The organism is Xenophilus sp. Marseille-Q4582, from assembly GCF_916700565.1.
GTDB lineage: Bacteria > Pseudomonadota > Gammaproteobacteria > Burkholderiales > Burkholderiaceae_C > Xenophilus.
Map to the genome: position 1 here is coordinate 429,287 of NZ_CAKAKO010000006.1, position 18,200 is coordinate 447,486.

Consider the following 18,200-nt stretch of genomic DNA (forward strand, 5'->3'; position numbering starts at 1 on the left):
CGCATCGGGAGATTGACATGGCCGTGCTCCAGCAGATCATCGACCGCCGCCTCTCGGGCAAGAACAAGTCGGTGGGCAACCGCGAGCGCTTCCTGCGCCGCTACCGCGTCCAGATCCGCGATGCGGTGCGCAAGGCCGTCGCGGGCCGCAACATCCGCGAGCTGGAACAGGGGGAGGACGTCACCCTGCCCCGCCGGGACGTGTCGGAGCCGACCTTCGGCCATGCCCAGGGCGGCAACCGCGAGTACGTGCATCCGGGCAACCAGGAGTACGTCAAGGGCGACCGCATCGAGCGGCCCAGGGGCCAGGCCGGTGGCGGCTCGGGCAGCGGCGAAGCGAGCGACGGCGGCGAAGGCGAGGACGACTTCGTCTTCCGCCTCACGCGCGAGGAATTCATGCAGGTCTTCTTCGAAGACCTCGCCCTGCCCCACCTGATCCGCACCCAGCTGGCCGAAGTGCCGGAATGGAAGAGCCACCGCGCGGGCTTCACGAGCGACGGCACGCCCAACAACCTGCACGTGGTGCGCTCCATGCGCGGCGCACTGGCCCGGCGCATCGCGCTGGGCGGCGAAGACCGCAAGGAACTGCGCCGCCTGGTGCAGCACCTGACGGCCCTGGAGCTGCACCCGGAGGCCGACAGCCCGCTGCTGCGCAAGGAGCGGCACGAGACCGAGCTGGCCATCGACGAACTGCGCAAACACGCGCGGCACGTGCCCTACATCGACCCCATCGACCTGCGCTACCGCAGCCGCGTGCGCACGCCGGTGCCCAGCGCCAAGGCCGTGATGTTCTGCCTCATGGACGTGTCGGGCTCGATGGACGAGGCGCGCAAGGACATGTCCAAGCGCTTCTTCATGCTGCTGTACCTCTTTCTCACGCGGCACTACGAGAAGATCGAGCTGGTCTTCATCCGCCACCACACGCAGGCGCAGGAAGTCAGCGAGGACGATTTCTTCCACGCCACGGAGACGGGGGGCACCGTGGTGTCGAGCGCACTGGTGCTGATGCGGGACATCATCCGCGCGCGTTTCCCCAGCAGCGAGTGGAACATCTACGGCGCGCAGGCCAGCGACGGCGACAACTGGCACCAAGACAGCGGCCGCTGCCGCGAGCTGCTGGCGCAGGACATCCTGCCGCTGGTGCGCTACTACGCCTACGTGCAGGTGGCCGAGGCCGAGCAGAACCTCTGGCAGGAATACGCGCAGCTCGAGGGCGAGCACAGGCACTTCGCGATGCGCAAGGTCCACGGCGCGCAGGACATCTACCCGGTGTTCCGCGAGCTGTTCAAGAAGGAAGGGAGCCCCGCATGAGCAGCGTTCTTGAGCGCCCGCGCGCCTCACAACAAGGGCTGCCGCCCGTCTTCGCCCGCGCGCCGCAGCGCCTGCCCAGCCCGGCGGACTGGAGCTTCGAGCTGATCGAGACCTACCACGGCGAGATCGCGCGCACGGCGCGCGCCTTCGGCCTGGACACCTATGCGAACCAGCTCGAGATCATCACGGCCGAGCAGATGATGGACGCCTACGCCAGCGTGGGCATGCCCGTGATCTACCGCCACTGGTCCTACGGCAAGCAGTTCATCGCCACCGAGAAGAACTACCGGCGCGGCTTCATGGGCCTGGCCTACGAGATCGTCATCAACTCCGACCCGTGCATCTCCTACCTCATGGAGGAGAACACGATGGCCATGCAGGCGCTGGTGATCGCGCATGCCGCCTACGGCCACAACAGCTTCTTCAAGGGCAACTACCTGTTCCGCATGTGGACGGATGCCTCGTCCATCATCGACTACCTGGTTTATGCGAAGAACTATGTGGCCGAATGCGAGGAGAAGCACGGCATCGACGCGGTGGAGGAGCTGCTGGACTCCTGCCATGCACTGATGAACTACGGGGTGGACCGGTACCGCCGCCCGCAGAAGCGCTCGCTCGCCCAGGAAATCGCGCTGCGCGAAGAACGCGAGCGGCACCTGCAGCAGCAAGTGAACGACCTGTGGCGCACCGTGCCGCGCGGCAGCACCGGCGCCGAGGCCGAGTCCGCCGCGGCCAGGCGCTTTCCCCCCGAGCCGCAGGAGAACCTGCTGTACTTCATCGAGAAGAACGCCGCGCTGCTCGAGCCCTGGCAGCGCGAGGTGGTGCGTATCGTGCGCAAGATCGCGCAGTACTTCTACCCGCAGCGCCAGACGCAGGTCATGAACGAGGGCTGGGCCACCTTCTGGCACTACACGCTGCTCAATTCGCTGTACGACCAGGGACTGCTGGCCGACGGGTTCATGGTCGAATGGCTGGCCTCGCACACCGCCGTGGTCTACCAGCCGCCCGTCGGCCACCGCGCCTACAGCGGCATCAACCCCTATGCGCTGGGCTTCGCGATGTACACGGACCTGCGCCGCATCTGCGAGAAGCCGACCGACGAAGACCGCCACTGGTTCCCCGACATCGCGGGCAGCAACTGGGTGCAGACGCTGGACTGGGCCATGCGCAACTTCAAGGACGAGAGCTTCATCGGCCAGTTCCTGAGCCCGCAGGTGATGCGCGACTTCCGCCTGTTCGCCATCCGCGACCACGAGGACGAGGACGAGCTGGAGGTCTCGGCCATCCACGACGAGGGCGGCTACCGCGCGCTGCGCGAATCGCTGTCGCGCCAGTACGACATCGCCAGCCGCGAGCCCGACATCCAGGTCTGGAACGCGGACCTGCGCGGCGACCGTTCGCTGACGCTGCGCCACACGGTGCGCGACCGCCGCCCGCTGCATGAGGACACGCCCGAAGTGCTCAAGCACGTGGCGCGGCTGTGGGGCTTCGACGTTCACCTCGAAAGCGTGGACGCGCAGGGCGTGGCCAGCGCCCGCCGCACCGTGAGTCCCAAGCGCGGCTGAGAGAGCGCGAGGCCGCAATCTCGCGCTCATGTTCACGTGGCGCATCTGCACCCGGCTCGGCCGGGTGGCACCCTTCTATGCCGTCGGCTGCCGGTAGCGCGACCAGGCCGCGTCCGTGGGCGTGGTGCCGGCGCCGGGCCGCTGCGGCAGCCGGAAGTGGCCGTCCACCACCTCGGCCGGATCGGTGAAGCAGTCCTTGATCCAGGGGATGTATTCCAGCACCTCGCAGGCCGGATGGGCGTAGCTCAGATGCACGTGCACCTGGCTCATGTCGCCGGCGTGGGGCGCCACGGGCAGGCGGAAGGCATGGGCGGCCTCGCAGACCTGCAGCACCTCCGTGAGCCCGCCCATGCGCGTGCAATCCGGCTGCACCCAGTGAATCGCCTGCTGCGCAAAGAACTCGCTGAAGGCGTCGGCGGTGTAGAGCTGCTCGCCCAGCGCGACCGGGATGTGCGTGCTGCGCGCCAGCTGCGCATGGCCTTTGACGTCGTCGTGCCACAGCGGCTCCTCGAACCAGAAGACGTCGAAGGGCGCCGCGCCGCGGCAGAAGCGCAGGCAGCTCGCCAGGTCCCACTTGCCATTGCCGTCGACGGCCAGCGTCACGTCGGGGCCGATGGCCTCGCGCACGGCGGCCAGGCGGCGCAGGTCGCGCTCCACCGTGGAGCCGACCTTGATCTTGATGCCCGTGAAGCCCTGGTCCACGGCGCGGCGCGCGCCTTCGACCAGTTGGCCGTCGGCGATGCTGAGCCAGCCGATGTCGGTGTTGTAGGCCCGCACCTTCTCGCGCACCTGGCCGCCCAGGAGCTTGCACAGCGGCACGCCCGCGGCCTTGGCCTTCAGGTCCCACAGCGCCACGTCGATGGCCGCGAGCGACAGCGTGGTGATGCCCGCGCGGCCGATCCACTGCAGCGCCGGGTCTCTCGCGAGCTTGCGCCACAGGCGATGCACATCATGGGCGTCTTCGCCGATCAAAAGCGGCGCATGGCAGGTCTCGATGCAGCGCGTGATGAGCTGGTCGCTGGGCAGATGTGCATGCGTGCCGGTGAAGCCATAGCCCGACAGGCCGTCGGCCGTGTCGATCTTCGCGCCCACCACACCCCAGTGGGTGATGCTGTGCGTGCTGTCGGCGATCTGCGAACCCGTGACGGGCACGTGCAGGATGAAGGGGGTGACCCGGGTGATCTGCATGGTGTTGTCTCCTTTCTCGTTCTTTGGGGCGCCTGCGGCCTTCGCGCGGCGTCAGCGCGGGAAACCCGCGGCCAGCGCATGCACCAGCTGCGCCGCCGGCTGCGGTTGGCAGCCCGAGGCATTCTGCCCCGCCCACATCGAGGTGAAGTCGCCGCTGCCGGCGGCTTCGGCCTTGGCGCGCAGCGGCGCGATGGCCGCAGTGGCCAGCGGAAACTCGGGCGCGGCCGGGTTCAGCGGCCCCAGCTCGCGCATCACGCGGTTGACGATGCCGCGTGCCGGCCGGCCCGTGAACAGCGTGGTCAGGGCCGTGTGGCGCGCCGCTTCGCTTTGCAGCGCGGCGCGATGCAGGGGGCTGGTCGTGGCCTCGTCGCACAGCATGAAGGCCGTGCCCACCTGCACGCCCGCGGCGCCCAGCGCCAGCGCCGCGGTCACGCCCTGGGCGTCGGCGATGCCGCCCGCCGCGATGACGGGCACGCGCAGCGCCGCGGCGAGCTGAGGCACGAGCGCGAACACGCCCAGCTGGCGCGTCAGGTCGTGCGACAGGAAATGGCCACGGTGGCCGCCAGCCTCCAGGCCCTGCGCGATCACGGCGTCCGCTCCGTGCGCCTGCAGCCACAGGCCCTCCTCCACCGTGGTGGCCGAGGCCAGCACGCGCGCGCCCCAGGCCTTCACGCGGCGCAGCAGGCCGGCCTCGGGCAAGCCGAAGTGGAAGCTGAGCACGGGCGGGCGGAAGGGCTCGATCAGATCCGCGATCTCGGCGCTGAAGGGGTGGCGGCCCGGTCCGGCCGGGATGCTCGCGGCGTCGATGCCATGTTCGGCGTAGTACGGCGCCAGGGCGGCGCGCCAGCCCGCCTCGCGGCCCGCATCGGGCACCGGCGGCACGTGGCAGAAGAAGTTGAGGTTCCAGGGCAGCTCGCCCAGGCCGGCGCGCAGCGCTTCCAGTTCGGCGCGCAACGCATCGGGGGCCAGCATGGCGCAGGGCAGCGAGCCCAGTGCGCCCGTTTGCCCGACGGCAATGGCCAGCCGGCTGCCCTGCACGCCGGCCATCGGGGCCTGGATCAGGGGCAGCTTCACACCCAGCAGGGTGCACAGTTCGTTCGTCATGACGCGGTCCTTCATCGAATGGGCCCTGAAAGCGTGCACGGGACGCCCGGGCCGCCCCATTGTCGGCAGGCGGTGCGGCGCCTGCATCGCCATGTAAACAAGGCCTTGGACGACAGGGGCCGCGCCACCGCACCGCGCACAGTCGGGCACGATGACTTCCTCGTCCCCCTCCACCCGGCTGTGGGAGATCGACGCGCTTCGCGGGCTCATGCTGGTGCTGATGACCATCACGCACGTGCCCAGCCGCCTGACCGATCCGGTCGGGCAGCCCTTCGGCTTCGTGTCGGCGGCCGAAGGCTTCGTGCTGCTGTCGGCCTTCGTCTCCGGGCTCGTGTACGCGCGCATCGGCCACCGCGCGGGCCCCGCGGCCATGCGGCGCGCCTTCTGGCGCCGGGCCCTCACCGTCTACATGTGCCAGGCGGCGACGCTGCTCTTCCTGTTCACGGTGATCACGGCGCTGAGCCTGCGCATCGAGAACCCGGTGGTGCACAAGCTGCTGGGCTTCTACCTCACCCATCCGCGCGAAGGCTTCGTCTATTCGCTGCTGCTGGTCTACCAGCCGGCGCTGCTGGACATCCTGCCGCTGTACATCCTGTTCATGCTGCTGAGTCCCTGGGTGATGGCCTGGGGCATGGCGCGGGGATGGCGGGGGCCGCTGGCGGCGAGCGCGCTGCTGTGGGCCCTGGCGCAGTTCGGCTTCACGCCATGGATCTACGAGCAGGCGCGCGGTCTGCTGCGCCTGCCGGTGCCTTTCGACGAGACCGGCTCCTTCGACACCTTCGCCTGGCAGCTGCTGTGGGTGGTCGGGCTGGCGCTGGGCGCGGGGCGCGAGGCGCCGGATGCGAAGCCGCTGCCAATCACGCCCCGTCTCGCGCGCGGGGCCTTGGGCATCGCCACCTTCGTTCTCCTGTGGCGCCATCTGGGGCCGACGGGCCAGGCGCCCTTCGGCGACTGGCAGTCGATGAACCTGCTGTTCGACAAGTGGCGCCTGGGCCCGCTGCGCCTGCTGGACCTGGCGGCCATCGGCATCGTCGCCGTGCACTACGGCCCGGCGCTCGCGCGGCGCCTGCCCCGGCCGCGTGCGCTCGAAACGCTGGGCCGCGCCTCCCTGCCCGTGTTCTGCGCCCACTTGGTGGTGGTGCTGCTGGTGCTGCTCGCCTGGGGCGGCGACACGCAGGCCCGGCCCTGGTGGGGCGACGTGCTGCTGATGAGCGCGGTCTTTCTCTCGCTCTATGCGGTGGCCTGGGCGGTGCTGCGCATGGAGCGCCGCCCGCCCGCCTCGGGCCGGGCCGGACCGCCAGCGCCGCCCGCGCCCTGGGCGGCGGCACGCTGAACCGTCCGGCGTGAGGCCGGCCGCTCAGGCGGTCATCACGGCCGGCGGCTGGGCGCCGGCGATCTGGCGCAGCGCCCGCTCGAAGACCTCGGGCGGCTGCCCGCCCGAAATGAGGTGTTGGCGGTTGATGATGATGGCCGGCACCGAATGGATGCCGGCCTGCGTGAACATCGCTTCGTCCTGCCGCACTTGCTCGGCGAATTCATCGCTGTCCAGGATCTGCCGGGCGCGCCCCCCGTCCAGGCCGGCTTCCTCGGCTTTGTTCAGCAGCACCGCGTGATCCGCGGGGCTCAGGCCTTCGATGAAATAGGCGCTGAACAGCGCCTTCTTGAGCGCCAGTTGCTGCGCCGCGCCCACCGTGCCGGCCCAGTGCAGCAGGCGGTGCGCGTCGAAGGTGTTCCACACGCGCTTGCGCACGGCCAGGTTGAAGGGAAAGCCCACCGCCTCGCCGCGCTGGCGCAGCGCCTCGCCATTGGCGCGCACCTGCTCCTCGCTGATGCCGTACTTGCGCTGCAGGTGTTCGATGGAATCTTCACCCTCGGGCGCCATCTGCGGGTTCAACTCGAAGGGCTGGAAGTGCAGGTCGACCGTGATGGCGGGCGCCACACGTTCCAGCGCGGTCTGCAGTGAGGCCAGGCCCACGGCGCACCAGGGGCAGGACACATCGGAAACGAAGTCGATGCGAAGGGTGGCAGGGGTCTGCGGGGTGCTCATGAATCTCTCCGGTGTGGGGTGAAGGAGCCAGCCTTCAGACATGGCCCAGGATGGGATGCGGCCGGTACGGCGCTTCCAGCTTCGCGATCTCATCGGCGCTCAGCGCCACGTCCAGCGCCGCCACGGCCTCGTCGATCTGCCAGGTCTTGCTCGCGCCCACGATGGGGCCGGTGATGCCCTTGTGCAGCAGCCAGGCATAGGCCAGCGTGGCATTGCTCAGGCCGCGCGCCTGCGCCAGTCCGGTCAGCGCCTGCACCACGGCGAAGTCGCTGTCGGCGTAGTAGTACTTCTGCGCGATGTCGTCGGTCTGCGCACGTCGGGTCTCGCCAGCCTTCGCATCGTCCGCCTTGCGGTTGCCGGCCAGGAAGCCGCGCGCCAGCGGGCTCCAGGGGATCAGGCCCACGCCCTGATCCTGGCACAGCGGGATCATCTCGCGCTCTTCCTCGCGGTAGACCAGGTTGTAGTGGTTCTGCATGGCGACGAAGCGCGTCCAGCGGTTCTCCTTGGCCACCTGTTGCGCCTTGGCGAACTGCCAGGCGAACATGCTGGAGGCGCCGATGTAGCGCACCTTGCCGCTCTTGACGATGTCGTGCAGCGCCTCCATCGTCTCCTCGATGGGTGTGTCGTGGTCCAGCCGATGGATCTGCCAGAGGTCGATGTAGTCGGTGCCCAGGCGCCTGAGCGACTCGTCCACCGCATGGAACAGGCGCTTGCGCGACAGGCCGTCGGCATTGGGCACGCGGTCGGGCTTGGCGGCCGCGCTGTTGCCGCCCTTGAAGTCCAGGGACACCGGGTAGTAGGCCTTGGTGGCGATCACCACCTCTTCGCGGCGGCAGAACTCGCGCACGAACTTCCCGGTCAGCACCTCGGACTCGCCGGCCGAGTACATGTCGGCCGTGTCGAAGAAGTTGATGCCCTGCTCCACCGCATGCCGCACCACCGCGCGCGAAGGCGCCTCTTCCAGCACCCAGGGCCGCCAGTTCGGCGTGCCGTAGGTCATCATGCCCAGCGCGATGCGCGAGACGGTCAGGCCGGTGCGGCCCAGCTTCACGTACTTCATGTGTTTGCTCCGAACAGCGGAAGGGATGGCGTCGACCGGCAGCAGCCCAGGCGGCTGGACGGCGGCTCATCGATGCCGCGCCGCCGGCCGCTCCAGCCGCTGCACGCGCCAGGCGCACAGGCTGCCGATGGCGGCCAGCGCCGTGGCGGCGCCGAACATCGCGGCGAAGCCGAAGCGCTGCGCCGCGGCGCCGCCGGCCAGCACGCCGATCACACCGCCGAAACCATAGCCGATCACGGTAAACAGTGCCTGGCCACGGCCTCTGAGCTGGCCCGTGAAATGGCGCGACACCAGCGCCACGCAGGTGGTGTGATGGGCCGCGAAGCTCAGCGCATGCAGCAGCTGCGCGAGCACCACGGCCCAGAGCCAGTGCGCCATCCCCGCCGTCAGCCCCAGGCGCAGGACCGCCGCCACGCCGCACAGCAGCAGCCATTGCGGCATGCGCAGCCGGCCGATCACATGGCCCTGCAGCCAGAACCACAGCACTTCGGCCACAACCGACACCGCCCACAGCAAGCCGATGGTGCCCTTGCTGTAGCCCAGGGCATCGAGGTACAGCGACACGAAGCCGTAGACGGAGAAATGCGCCGTGACGTGGAAGAAGAGCGAGGCGAAGAACCAGCGCACCGCCGGCTGGCGCAGCACCGGCATCACCGGCTCGCGCGGGCCGCTGTGCGCACCACGCGGCTCGCGCATCGCGGGCAGGCGCAGCGTCGCCAGCAGCAGCAGGCCCAGCGTGAGCAGGGCGGTGGCCGGGAAATGGCCCATGCCGAAGCGGTCGAACCAGACGCCGGCCACGAACACCGTGACGAGGAAACCGGCCGAGCCGCACATGCGGATGCGGCCATAGCGGCCCCAGTCGCCGGCCACCAGCTGGGCCAGCGCCGCCTCGGTCAGCGACATCATCGAGCCCGTGTGGATGAACATCACGAGCAGCACGAGGAAGATCCACCACGGCCCGCCGTTCCAGAACAGGCCCAGCGAGGCGACCAGCGCCACCGCCGCGCTGATGCGCAGCAGCAGCACCCGGTCGCCCAGGTGGTCGCTGAGCGCGCCCCAGGCATAGGGCGCGAACACGCGCGTGAGCGACTGCACCGAGGTCAGCAGGCTGATGGTGATCAGCGGCAGCCCCAGGCTCTGCAGCCACAGCGGCAGGTAGGGGTTGAGAAAGCCGATGTGCGCGAAATAGCTGGCCGACAGGCCCGCGAAGGCCAGCAGCGAGCCGCGCGTGGCGGGCGCCGTGGCCGGAGCAGGCCCGGGGCCGCTCACAGGAAGGAGGACTGCGGGCCCTCGGAGGCGGCCGAAGTGCCTGCCGCGGCGGCGCGCTGGCGCGCGAGGCCGTCGCCCACGTCACCGCACTGCGCGCGCTGGCGCAGGGCGTGTTCCATCACCACCAGCGCCAGCATGGCCTCGGCGATGGGCGTGGCGCGGATGCCCACGCAGGGGTCGTGGCGGCCCTTGGTGACCACCTCGACCGGCTGGTTGTTCACGTCCACCGACTGGCGCGGGCTGATGATGGAGCTGGTGGGCTTGATGGCGATGCTCACTTCCAGGTCCTGCCCGGTGCTGATGCCGCCGAGCACGCCGCCCGCGTTGTTGGTGAGGAAGCCCCCGGGCGTGATCGAGTCGCCATGCGTGGTGCCGCGCTGCGACACGCTGGCGAAGCCCGCGCCGATCTCCACGCCCTTGACGGCGTTGATGCCCATCATGGCGTAGGCGATGTCGGCGTCGAGCCTGTCGAACAGCGGCTCGCCCAGGCCCGCCGGCACGCCCAAAGCCGTGACGCGCAGGCGCGCGCCGCAGGAATCGCCGGCCTTGCGCAGCGCGTCCATGTACGACTCCAGCGGGCCCACGTCGGCGATGGGCGCGAAAAAGGGGTTCTGGCTCACGTAGTCCCAGGACGAGAAGGGAATCTCGAGCTCGCCGATCTGCGTCATGCAGCCGCGGAAGGTGGTGCCGTACTGCTCGAACAGCCATTTCTTGGCCACCGCGCCGGCCGCCACCATGGGCGCCGTGAGACGGGCGGACGAACGCCCGCCGCCGCGCGGGTCGCGGATGCCGTACTTCTTCCAGTACGTGTAGTCCGCATGGCCGGGGCGGAACTGCTGGGCGATGCTGCCGTAGTCCTTGCTGCGCTGGTCGGTGTTCTGGATCAGCAGCGCGATCGGCGTGCCCGTGGTGCGCCCTTCGTACACGCCGCTCAGGATCTGCACGGCATCGGGCTCGTTGCGCTGCGTGACGTGGCGGCTGGTGCCGGGACGGCGGCGATCCAGGTCGGGCTGGATGTCGGCTTCGCTCAGCGCCAGGCCGGGCGGGCAGCCGTCGATGACGCAGCCGATGGCCGGGCCGTGCGATTCCCCGAAATTGGTGACGGCGAACAGCTGGCCGAAGGTGTTGCCGCTCATGCCGCCGGTCCCCGCGCTGGATCGTGGACGAAACCGCCGTCGGGGGCGGCACGGAACAGGGGGGGAAACTGCACGGCGCTCATGCCGCCGGATTATCCGTACAAAGGCCGGATGGCCGGGCCGCTGGCCGAGCAAGGCCCGCTGTGCCTCGAGCACTCGGCACTTCGAGACGAAATTTCCGTGTTGACAGAAATATCGGAAGTCATACACTGCAACGCATGGAACTCACCGATCTGCAACGCAAGTTCGTCCTGCACTGGGGCGAGATGGGCTCGCTGTGGGGCGTGAACCGCACGGTCTCGCAGATCCATGCCCTGCTCTTTGTGCACGGCAAGCCCCTGCATGCCGAGGCGCTGTCCGAGACGCTGAACGTCGCGCGCTCCAACGTGAGCAACAGCCTCAAGGAACTGCAGTCCTGGAACCTGGTGCGCGTGACCCATGTGCTGGGCGACCGCCGCGACTACTTCGAGACCAGCGTGGACGTGTGGGAACTGTTCCGCACCGTGATCCGCGAGCGCAAGGAACGCGAGTTCGACCCCACCACCCGCCTGCTGCAGGAGATCGTGGCCAGCCCCGACTTCGCGCGCGAGGCGCCCGATGCGCAGGACCGCATCCGCGCCACGATGGAGCTGATGCAGAAGCTGGGCAGCTGGGCCGACGAGATGCTGCGCCTGTCGCCCGGCACGCTGGACAAGGTGCTGAGCCTGGGCGCCAGCGTGCAGCGCTTCGTGCGCGGCGGCCCGGCCACGCCCGCCGGTGACAAGGGCGACGACGCGCACCATGCTAGCCTGCCGATGATCTGAGGGAATGGCGCCCCCTTTTTCTTGCCTGATTATTTCTGTTTTGACTGAAATTTCGGAAGACACGTCATGCAAGCCTTGCCCATCCCCGTCTACCCGCTCACGCTGTACTACGACGGCAGTTGCCGCCTGTGCTCGGCCGAGATCCGCAACCTGCAGACGCGCGACCATGCCGGCCGCCTGCGCTTCGTGGACTGCTCGCCCGAAGGCTTCACCCACGGCCCGGCCCCGCGCGCGGCGTTGATGGACGCCATTCACGCAGTGGATGCCGCCGGGCAGGTCTATGTCGGCGTGCCGACCTTCCGCGTGGCCTACGCCGCCGTCGGGCTGGACGGCCTGAGCGCCCTGCTCGGCCTGCCCGGCGTGCGCCAGTGGGCCGCCCGCGCCTACCCGGTGCTGGTGCGAAACCGCTACCGCCTGCCCGCCTGGCTGATCGAGCCCCTGTTCGAGCGCGCCAGCCGCCGCGCCGCCGAGCGTGCACAGCAACGCAGCGCGGCCTGCCACGGTGGCGCCTGCACCCGGCCCGCGGGCCCCACGGAAGGAGGCCGGTGATGCGCATCCTGCTGTGCGGCGCCAGCGGCTTCATCGGCCGCCCCATCGCCCTCGCCCTGCAGGCGGCCGGCCACGAGATGGTGGCACGCAGCCGCCGCAGCAGGCCGGCCCTGGACTTCGCCCGCGCCACCCGCGCCGCCGACTGGCGTGCGCACCTGGCCGGCATCGATGCCGTGGTCAACGCCGTCGGCGTGCTGCGCGATTCGGCTCGCGCGCCCATGGCCGCCGTGCACGAAGCCGTGCCGCAGGCGCTTTTCGACGCCTGCGCCGAAGCCGGCGTGCGCCGCGTGCTGCACATCTCCGCCTTGGGCATCGAGGCCAACCCCACCCGCTACGCCCGCACCAAGCGCGCCGCCGACGAACACCTGCTGCGGCTGAACCAGGCCGGCCGGCTCGACGGCCTGGTGCTGCGGCCCAGCCTGGTCTTCGGCCCCGGCGGCGCCAGCAGCCAGCTCTTCGTGGGCCTGTCGCAGCTACCCGTGCTGCTGCTGCCGCGGCCGGTGCTGCGGGCGCGCGTGCAGCCGCTGGCCGTGGCCGAGCTGGCCGAAGCCGTGGCGCAGCTGATTGCGCAGCCCGCGCGCCGCGGCCTCATGGAACTGGGCGGACCCGAGGCCCTGACCCTGGCCGACTTCATCGCCAGCCTGCGTGCGCAGCGCGGCGCGGCGCCGGCCCGCACGCTGCCGCTGCCCGGCTGGCTGACCCGGCTGAGCGCGCGCGTGGGCGATGCGGTACCGGTCTCGCCCTGGTGCAGCGAAACGCTGGCGCTGCTGGCCACCGACAACGTCGCCGCGCCCGGCGCCCTGGCCGCTCTGCTGGGCCGTGCGCCCTGCCCGCCCGGCGCCCTGCTTGCCACGCTGCGCGGCCATGACGCACGGACCCAGGCCGCATGACCCGTGCCCTCGCCTACACCCCCGTGGCTGCGGCCGACCGCTGGCTGCACGCCAGCTTGGTCACCGTCTGGCTGGGCACGGCCGCCGTCAGCGCACTGGAGTTGCGCGGCCAGAGCGTGCAGCTGCTGGCCGACGCCGGCCTGCACGACCCGCGCTGGCAGGCCGTGCTGATCGCAGGCGGCAGCGCGGCGGACCTGCTCGTCGGCCTGTGGCTGGCCTGGCGCCCCGGCCGCGCCAGCGGCTCCGCGGCCCTGGGCCTGATGGCCGTGATGACCGTGGCGGCCACCGTGCTGCAACCCGCGCTGTGGCTGCATCCGCTCGGGCCGCTGCTCAAGAATCTGCCGATCGCGGCCGCGCTGCTGCATCTGATGCGCACGCAGCCCGCTCAGCCACCCGGGAGACATGCATGAACACCTACCTGCTGCTCAAGACCGTGCACATCCTCTCCAGCGTGCTGCTGGTGGGCACCGGCTTCGGCTCGGCCTTCTACCTCTTCTTCGCCAACCGCAGCGACAACGTGCAGGCGCAGGCCGTGGTCAGCCGGCTGGTGGTGCGCGCCGACCTGTGGTTCACCACGCCGGCCGCCCTCGTGCAGCCGCTTAGCGGCCTGCTGCTGATGCACCTGGCGGGCTGGACGCTGGCCACGCCCTGGCTTGCGCTGTCCCTGGGCCTGTATGGGCTGGCCGGCGCCTGCTGGCTGCCCGTGCTGTGGCTGCAGGTGCGCATGGCTCGCATGGCCGAGGACGCCGCCGCCCGCGGCCAGGCCCTGCCCGGCGACTACCGGCGCTACGCCCGCCTCTGGGAAGCGCTGGGTTACCCGGCCTTCGTCGCCATGCTGGCCATCTATGCGCTCATGGTGAACAAGCCCGCGTTGTGGGCGCAATGACGCACGACCCTCATCTGTGAAAGGAGCTGTCTCGTGACCCATTCATCCCTGAAGCTGCCGGGCGCCGCCCCTGCTCCGAAGGCCGCTGGCCCGGCGATCACGCCGCGCGACACGCAGGCCTACTTCACCGAAGTGGCGCACGACTACCACGCCTGGAGCCCGGCCTACAACATGCACTTCGGCCACTGGCGCCTGGGGCTGAATCCGATGCGCCGCGAGCCCATGCTGGACGCCATGAACCAGGTGGTGGGCGACGCGCTGCAACTGGACTTGTCGGCCGCCGCCTGCGTGGTGGACCTGGGCTGCGGCGCCGGCGCCACCACCCGCTCGCTGCTTCGCCGCTGGCCGAATCTGCATGCCGTCACGGTGACCAATGTCGCCGTGCAGAACGGCATCGCCCACGCGCTGGACGCCCAGGCTGGCGTGGCCGACCGCGCCGTGCACCTGGAGGCCGACTTCACGCGCACCGGCCTGCCGGCCGCGCAGGCCGACGGCGCGTATGCGGTGGAAAGCGCCTGCTACGCGCCCGGCTTCGACAAGCGCGCCTTCTGCCGCGAGGCCGCGCGGCTGCTCAAGCCCGGCGCGCGGCTGGTGGTGGTCGACGGCTTCCTGCTGCGCGAGCGGCCCGGCCGCGTCGCCGGCTGGCTGCACCGCCTGTGGGCCGACAGCTGGGCCGTGCCCACGCTGGCGCGGCGCGACGACCTGCTGGCCGCCCTGCGCGCCGAAGGCTTCGAGCAGGTGCAGTTCCGCTCGCTGCGCTGGCGCATCGCGCCCAGCGCGCTGCACGTGCCCTTCCTGGCCACGCGCTTCGCCATCGCCGAGTTGTGGAAGGCCCGCGGCCGCCTGAGCCCCTGGCGGCGCAAGCACATCCTGGCCAGCTACTGCGCGCTGGCCCTCGGCATGTTCTGGCGCGATTTCGCCTACGGCAGGGTCACGGCCGTGCGGTGCCGCGACAAGGAGCCCCGATGAGCGACGAAAGCCGCCAGGCCGCCCCGCCTGCCCCGGTGGCGTGCCCATGCCCGTGCACGGCGTGACCGAGCTGCGGCCCGAGGAAGGCGCCGGCGTGCGCGTGCGCGAGGCGATGGGATGAAGGGGGCGCCGGGCTTCCAGCCCCCCGTTCAGCGTCACCGGCGGGCCGTGCCCGGCCGACAGGTCGGTCGGGGCCGCTCACACCTGCGACCACATGCGCAGCAGGTTGTGGTAATTGCTCGTCAGCGACAGCGTCTCCTCGACGTCGCCGAGGCGCGCACGCAGCTTCTGGATGCTCTGGTCCATGTCGAACAACAGGGCGCGCTGCGCGTCGCTGCGCACCAGGCTCTGCACCCAGAAGAAGGAACACACGCGCTCGCCGCGCGTGACAGGATGCACCCGGTGCAGGCTGCTGGCCGGGTAGAGCAGCAGGTCGCCGGCCGGCAGCTTCGCCTCGTGGCTGCCGTAGGTGTCCACCACCTCCAGCTCGCCGCCGTCGTATTCCTCGGGCTCGCACAGGAAGAGCGTGCACGACAGGTCGGTGCGCAGTTGCTGCTGCGTGCCCGGCACCGTGCGCACCGAGCCGTCCACGTGCAAGCCGTAGGTCTCGCCCACGCCGTAGCGGTTGAACAGCGGCGGCACGATGCGCAGCGGCAGCGCGGCCGAGAAGAACAGGGGGTGCTTCATCAGGCGCGCCACGATCTGCTCGCCGATGGCGCGCCCCACCGGCGAATGCTCGTCGATCTGCCGGTTGTTCTTGACCTGGGCGCCCTGCGCGCCCACGGTGATCCGGCCGTCGACCCAGGGCTGCGCGTCGAGCTGCGTGCGCACGCGCGCCACCTCCTCGACGGTCAGCACCTGCGGCACATGCAGCATCATCGAAGTTCACTCCATGCAAGAAACTGCCCCGCGCCACGGCGGGCGCGCGCAGCGGGGCGCCGCTCCCTTCGTCTGCGGGCGGCCCGAACGAAAGAAGCCCCGGCTCGAAGGCCGGGGCCGCCAGTCTCGCACGGCCGGCGCCGCGCAGGCGCACCGGCCCTGCGCTGCGTCAGAACTTGACGTTGGCCGTCAGCATGTACGAGCGCGGCACGCCCGGCTGGTAGCGCGAGCCGCCGTTGTTGAAGCGCTCGACGTACTTCTTGTCGAACAGGTTGTAAGCGTTGAACTGCAGCGAAACGTTCTTGTTGATCTCGTAGCCGATCATGGCGTCGACCACCCAGTAGCTTTCGCTGCTGTAGATGCCGTTGGCCGCGGCCGGATTGGCCGCGCTGGAGCGCGTCACGCCGTCCTGGTAGCGCGCGCCACCGCCGAGGGTCAGGCCCATGGGCAGGCGGTACGTGGTCCAGGCGGTGAAAGCGTTCTTGGGCGTCCACTGGAGCGGGCCGTCGGTGGTGGCCGTGGCGCTGCCGACGGTGCCGCGCAGAATCTTGGCGTCCAGGTGGGCATAGCCAGCCGTGACCTGCCACGCTGGCGTGATCTGGCCCACGACGCCCAGTTCCAGCCCGCGCACGCGGCGCTTGCCGATCTGCTCCGACAGGCCCGTCACCGAGTCGGTCACGTTCTCGTTGCGGTTCACGGTGTCGAAGATCGCGCCGGTCAGCGCCAAGCGGCTGTCCAGGAAGTCCCACTTCGTGCCCAGCTCAATGTTGCGGGCCTTCTGCGGATTGAACATCGGGTTGTCGCCGCTGGTGTTGCTGGTGCTCAGCGTAAAGGCGTCCCCGCCCGGCGGACGCTGCGAGGCCGCATAGGACAGGTAGATGCTGCCGTTCGGCGCCGGCTTGTAGACCGCACCCAGCTTCCAGCTGAACAGCGTGTCCGAGTCCTTGATGCGCGCGGTGGTGAGCGGCGTGGCGGGCGTGGTACCCGCCGCGCCCACGGGCATGCGCAGGTTCGAGAAGGTGGTGCGGTACCTGTCCACGCGCACGCCGCCGGTCAGCTGGAAGGCCTCGCTGATCTTCAGCGTGTCGAAGGCGTACAGGCCGATCGTCGTCGTCTCGCCCTTGTCGTAGGAGCCGTTGCGCGTGGGCGCGTAACCCACCAGCGGGAAATTCGGGTCGGGGTTGTAGAGGTTCGCGGCTGGCACGGTGCCGTTGTTGGCGCCCGTGCCGCCGGTGGCGAACATCAGGTGGTCCTTGTCCTGCTTCTCACGGATCAACTCCAGACCGACGCTCAGGTTGTGCTTCAGCGACCCGGTCATGAATTCGGTCGAGAGGTTGGTCTGGTTGGTCAGGATCTCGTTGGTCTGGAAGCGGCCCTGGCCGCCGTCGCTGGCGCGGTTCTGGCCGTCGGACCGGTTGCGCGCGACCGTGTAGGTGAAGGGGTTGCCCGGTACGGTGAAGGTCGGCCCGATCACGCTGGTCACCATGCGGAACTGCTCGGTCTTGCCGTAGCGGAAGGTGTTGCGGATCGTGGTGCCGGGGGCCAGGTCATGCTCCACGCGGGCCGTGAACATGTTGGCCTCGATCTTGTCGAAGTCCTGCAGCGAGCCGTAGAAGTTCGACGAGTCCGGTGCCGGCGCCGTGAGGCCGGCGAAGCTCTGGCGGGCCTGCAGGGCGCGGTTGGCCGCGTCGCCGCTGGGCGTGATCGAATAGTAGTAGCCCGGCAGGCCGACCGTGGGCACGCCGCCGTCGGGCCGGTTGTCCTGCTTGGTGTAGAGGTGCGACACATACACGCGCGTGGGCGTGCCCAGGCCCCAGGCGAAGGACGGCGCGATGCCGACCGACTTGTTCTTGACCCAGTCGCGGCCCGGCACGCCGCCGTTCTGCTCCATCAGGTTCAGCCGCACGGCCGAGGTGCCACCGCCCAGCGACAGCTTGCGGTTCAGGTCGGCCGTCAGCCGGTGGCGGTCGGCCGAGCCGAAAGAAGCGCTGCCGAGGAAGAAGTCCTCGGCCTGCGGCACCTTGGACACGAGGTTGATGTAGCCCGATGCCGAAGCGCGGCCCACGTCGGCACCCGACGCGCCCTTGACCACTTCGACCTGCTCGATGTTGAAGGTGTCCCGCGTCACGGAGCCCAGGTCGCGCACGCCGTCGATGTAGATGCTCCCCTGCGTGTCGAAGCCGCGCATCGTGATGGAGTCGCCGGACTGCGTGTTGCCGTTCTCGCCCATGGTGAAGGTGATGCCCGGCGTGTTGCGCAGGGCTTCGCCCAGCGAGACCGCGCCCTGCTCCTGCAGCACTTCCTTGCGGATCACGGTGATGGTCTGCGGCGTGTCGACCAGCGGCGCCGTGAACTTGGGATTGGCGGACTTCTCGACCTTGTAATCGGCCGCTGCCGAATCTTGCACCTGGACCGGCGGCAGGCTCGGGGCTTGCTGCGCGGCAGCGGGCAGGGCCAGCGCCACGAACGTGGCAGCGGCGGTCAGCGGCGGCGCCGCACGCACGACGGTGTGCTTGCGGCTCTTGATATGGGACATCTCTTCTCC

Annotated in this window: 17 protein-coding genes; 9 read left to right on the forward strand and 8 right to left on the reverse strand. The window is 70.1% G+C overall.

What is annotated here, in order from left to right:
- The first annotated feature begins 17 nt into the window (after nucleotides 1–17).
- Together LG388_RS22215 and LG388_RS22220 are read left to right on the forward strand one after the other, a co-directional pair.
- Nucleotides 18–1,310 (forward strand): YeaH/YhbH family protein, encoded by a 1,293-nt coding sequence (locus LG388_RS22215; protein ID WP_225784741.1) that lies wholly within the window; start codon nucleotides 18–20, stop codon nucleotides 1,308–1,310.
- Nucleotides 1,307–2,875 (forward strand): SpoVR family protein, encoded by a 1,569-nt coding sequence (locus LG388_RS22220; RefSeq protein ID WP_225784742.1) that lies wholly within the window; start codon nucleotides 1,307–1,309, stop codon nucleotides 2,873–2,875. The genes LG388_RS22215 and LG388_RS22220 overlap by 4 nt, the downstream gene beginning before the upstream one ends.
- Nucleotides 2,876–2,950: 75 nt before the next feature.
- Here LG388_RS22220 and LG388_RS22225 read toward each other — a convergent pair whose 3' ends face one another.
- On the reverse strand, nucleotides 2,951–4,063 hold the full coding sequence (locus tag LG388_RS22225; protein WP_225784743.1) for a mandelate racemase/muconate lactonizing enzyme family protein: 1,113 nt from the start codon (nucleotides 4,061–4,063) through the stop codon (nucleotides 2,951–2,953).
- Between the two features lie 51 nt (nucleotides 4,064–4,114).
- Nucleotides 4,115–5,167, reverse strand: coding sequence for a nitronate monooxygenase family protein (locus LG388_RS22230; RefSeq protein WP_225784744.1), 1,053 nt, complete (start codon nucleotides 5,165–5,167; stop codon nucleotides 4,115–4,117).
- Nucleotides 5,168–5,318: 151 nt separating this feature from the next.
- Here LG388_RS22230 and opgC point away from each other — a divergent pair, with 151 nt between their 5' ends.
- Nucleotides 5,319–6,500 carry an OpgC domain-containing protein gene (gene opgC / locus LG388_RS22235; protein WP_225784745.1) on the forward strand — a complete coding sequence of 394 codons (1,182 nt, stop codon included), beginning with the start codon at nucleotides 5,319–5,321 and terminating at the stop codon, nucleotides 6,498–6,500.
- A 24-nt stretch (nucleotides 6,501–6,524) separates the two neighbouring features.
- Here opgC and LG388_RS22240 read toward each other — a convergent pair whose 3' ends face one another.
- From LG388_RS22240 to aroC, 4 genes are all read right to left on the reverse strand, one after another.
- Nucleotides 6,525–7,214, reverse strand: coding sequence for a DsbA family oxidoreductase (locus LG388_RS22240; protein WP_225784746.1), 690 nt, complete (start codon nucleotides 7,212–7,214; stop codon nucleotides 6,525–6,527).
- A 34-nt stretch (nucleotides 7,215–7,248) separates the two neighbouring features.
- Nucleotides 7,249–8,274, reverse strand: coding sequence for an aldo/keto reductase (locus LG388_RS22245; protein WP_225784747.1), 1,026 nt, complete (start codon nucleotides 8,272–8,274; stop codon nucleotides 7,249–7,251).
- Between the two features lie 66 nt (nucleotides 8,275–8,340).
- Nucleotides 8,341–9,543 carry an MFS transporter gene (locus LG388_RS22250; RefSeq protein WP_225784748.1) on the reverse strand — a complete coding sequence of 401 codons (1,203 nt, stop codon included), beginning with the start codon at nucleotides 9,541–9,543 and terminating at the stop codon, nucleotides 8,341–8,343.
- A complete protein-coding gene (gene aroC / locus LG388_RS22255) occupies nucleotides 9,540–10,679 on the reverse strand; it encodes a chorismate synthase (RefSeq protein WP_225784749.1) in 1,140 nt (379 codons plus the stop codon). Before aroC ends, LG388_RS22250 begins: the two co-directional genes overlap by 4 nt.
- A 218-nt stretch (nucleotides 10,680–10,897) precedes the next feature.
- Between aroC and LG388_RS22260 the strand changes: the two genes are divergently transcribed.
- The 6 genes from LG388_RS22260 to LG388_RS22285 all read left to right on the forward strand — a co-directional run bounded on the left by LG388_RS22260 (nucleotide 10,898) and on the right by LG388_RS22285 (nucleotide 14,776).
- Nucleotides 10,898–11,482 carry a GbsR/MarR family transcriptional regulator gene (locus tag LG388_RS22260; RefSeq protein ID WP_225784750.1) on the forward strand — a complete coding sequence of 195 codons (585 nt, stop codon included), beginning with the start codon at nucleotides 10,898–10,900 and terminating at the stop codon, nucleotides 11,480–11,482.
- A gap of 66 nt (nucleotides 11,483–11,548) precedes the next feature.
- Entirely contained in the window at nucleotides 11,549–12,031 is a 483-nt protein-coding gene (locus tag LG388_RS22265; RefSeq protein ID WP_225784751.1) for a thiol-disulfide oxidoreductase DCC family protein, read from the forward strand.
- Nucleotides 12,031–12,921 (forward strand): NAD-dependent epimerase/dehydratase family protein, encoded by an 891-nt coding sequence (locus LG388_RS22270; RefSeq protein ID WP_225784752.1) that lies wholly within the window; start codon nucleotides 12,031–12,033, stop codon nucleotides 12,919–12,921. The genes LG388_RS22265 and LG388_RS22270 overlap by 1 nt, the downstream gene beginning before the upstream one ends.
- Complete coding sequence (locus tag LG388_RS22275; protein ID WP_225784753.1) at nucleotides 12,918–13,331, forward strand: DoxX-like family protein; 414 nt, start codon at nucleotides 12,918–12,920, stop codon at nucleotides 13,329–13,331. The genes LG388_RS22270 and LG388_RS22275 overlap by 4 nt, the downstream gene beginning before the upstream one ends.
- Nucleotides 13,328–13,807, forward strand: coding sequence for a DUF2269 domain-containing protein (locus LG388_RS22280; RefSeq protein ID WP_225784754.1), 480 nt, complete (start codon nucleotides 13,328–13,330; stop codon nucleotides 13,805–13,807). Before LG388_RS22275 ends, LG388_RS22280 begins: the two co-directional genes overlap by 4 nt.
- A gap of 33 nt (nucleotides 13,808–13,840) precedes the next feature.
- Nucleotides 13,841–14,776, forward strand: a complete 936-nt coding sequence (locus LG388_RS22285; protein WP_225784755.1) for a class I SAM-dependent methyltransferase — start codon at nucleotides 13,841–13,843, stop codon at nucleotides 14,774–14,776.
- 198 nt (nucleotides 14,777–14,974) lie between these two features.
- Here LG388_RS22285 and LG388_RS22290 read toward each other — a convergent pair whose 3' ends face one another.
- Together LG388_RS22290 and LG388_RS22295 are read right to left on the reverse strand one after the other, a co-directional pair.
- Nucleotides 14,975–15,655: a Fe2+-dependent dioxygenase gene (locus tag LG388_RS22290; protein ID WP_225784756.1), complete on the reverse strand. Its 681-nt coding sequence runs from the start codon at nucleotides 15,653–15,655 to the stop codon at nucleotides 14,975–14,977.
- Between the two features lie 169 nt (nucleotides 15,656–15,824).
- Nucleotides 15,825–18,191 carry a catecholate siderophore receptor Fiu gene (locus tag LG388_RS22295; RefSeq protein ID WP_225784757.1) on the reverse strand — a complete coding sequence of 789 codons (2,367 nt, stop codon included), beginning with the start codon at nucleotides 18,189–18,191 and terminating at the stop codon, nucleotides 15,825–15,827.
- Between the last annotated feature and the right edge of the window lie 9 nt (nucleotides 18,192–18,200).

Excerpts from the sequence above, each read along its gene's own strand:
- LG388_RS22215 (WP_225784741.1), top strand. The coding sequence starts at position 18 with ATGGCCGTGCTCCAGCAGATCATCGACCGCCGCCTCTCGGGCAAGAAC.
- LG388_RS22220 (WP_225784742.1), top strand. The coding sequence starts at position 1,307 with ATGAGCAGCGTTCTTGAGCGCCCGCGCGCCTCACAACAAGGGCTGCCG.
- LG388_RS22225 (WP_225784743.1), bottom strand. The coding sequence starts at position 4,063 with ATGCAGATCACCCGGGTCACCCCCTTCATCCTGCACGTGCCCGTCACG.
- LG388_RS22230 (WP_225784744.1), bottom strand. The coding sequence starts at position 5,167 with ATGACGAACGAACTGTGCACCCTGCTGGGTGTGAAGCTGCCCCTGATC.
- opgC (WP_225784745.1), top strand. The coding sequence starts at position 5,319 with ATGACTTCCTCGTCCCCCTCCACCCGGCTGTGGGAGATCGACGCGCTT.
- LG388_RS22240 (WP_225784746.1), bottom strand. The coding sequence starts at position 7,214 with ATGAGCACCCCGCAGACCCCTGCCACCCTTCGCATCGACTTCGTTTCC.
- LG388_RS22245 (WP_225784747.1), bottom strand. The coding sequence starts at position 8,274 with ATGAAGTACGTGAAGCTGGGCCGCACCGGCCTGACCGTCTCGCGCATC.
- aroC (WP_225784749.1), bottom strand. The coding sequence starts at position 10,679 with ATGAGCGGCAACACCTTCGGCCAGCTGTTCGCCGTCACCAATTTCGGG.
- LG388_RS22260 (WP_225784750.1), top strand. The coding sequence starts at position 10,898 with ATGGAACTCACCGATCTGCAACGCAAGTTCGTCCTGCACTGGGGCGAG.
- LG388_RS22265 (WP_225784751.1), top strand. The coding sequence starts at position 11,549 with ATGCAAGCCTTGCCCATCCCCGTCTACCCGCTCACGCTGTACTACGAC.
- LG388_RS22270 (WP_225784752.1), top strand. The coding sequence starts at position 12,031 with ATGCGCATCCTGCTGTGCGGCGCCAGCGGCTTCATCGGCCGCCCCATC.
- LG388_RS22275 (WP_225784753.1), top strand. The coding sequence starts at position 12,918 with ATGACCCGTGCCCTCGCCTACACCCCCGTGGCTGCGGCCGACCGCTGG.
- LG388_RS22280 (WP_225784754.1), top strand. The coding sequence starts at position 13,328 with ATGAACACCTACCTGCTGCTCAAGACCGTGCACATCCTCTCCAGCGTG.
- LG388_RS22290 (WP_225784756.1), bottom strand. The coding sequence starts at position 15,655 with ATGATGCTGCATGTGCCGCAGGTGCTGACCGTCGAGGAGGTGGCGCGC.
- LG388_RS22295 (WP_225784757.1), bottom strand. The coding sequence starts at position 18,191 with ATGTCCCATATCAAGAGCCGCAAGCACACCGTCGTGCGTGCGGCGCCG.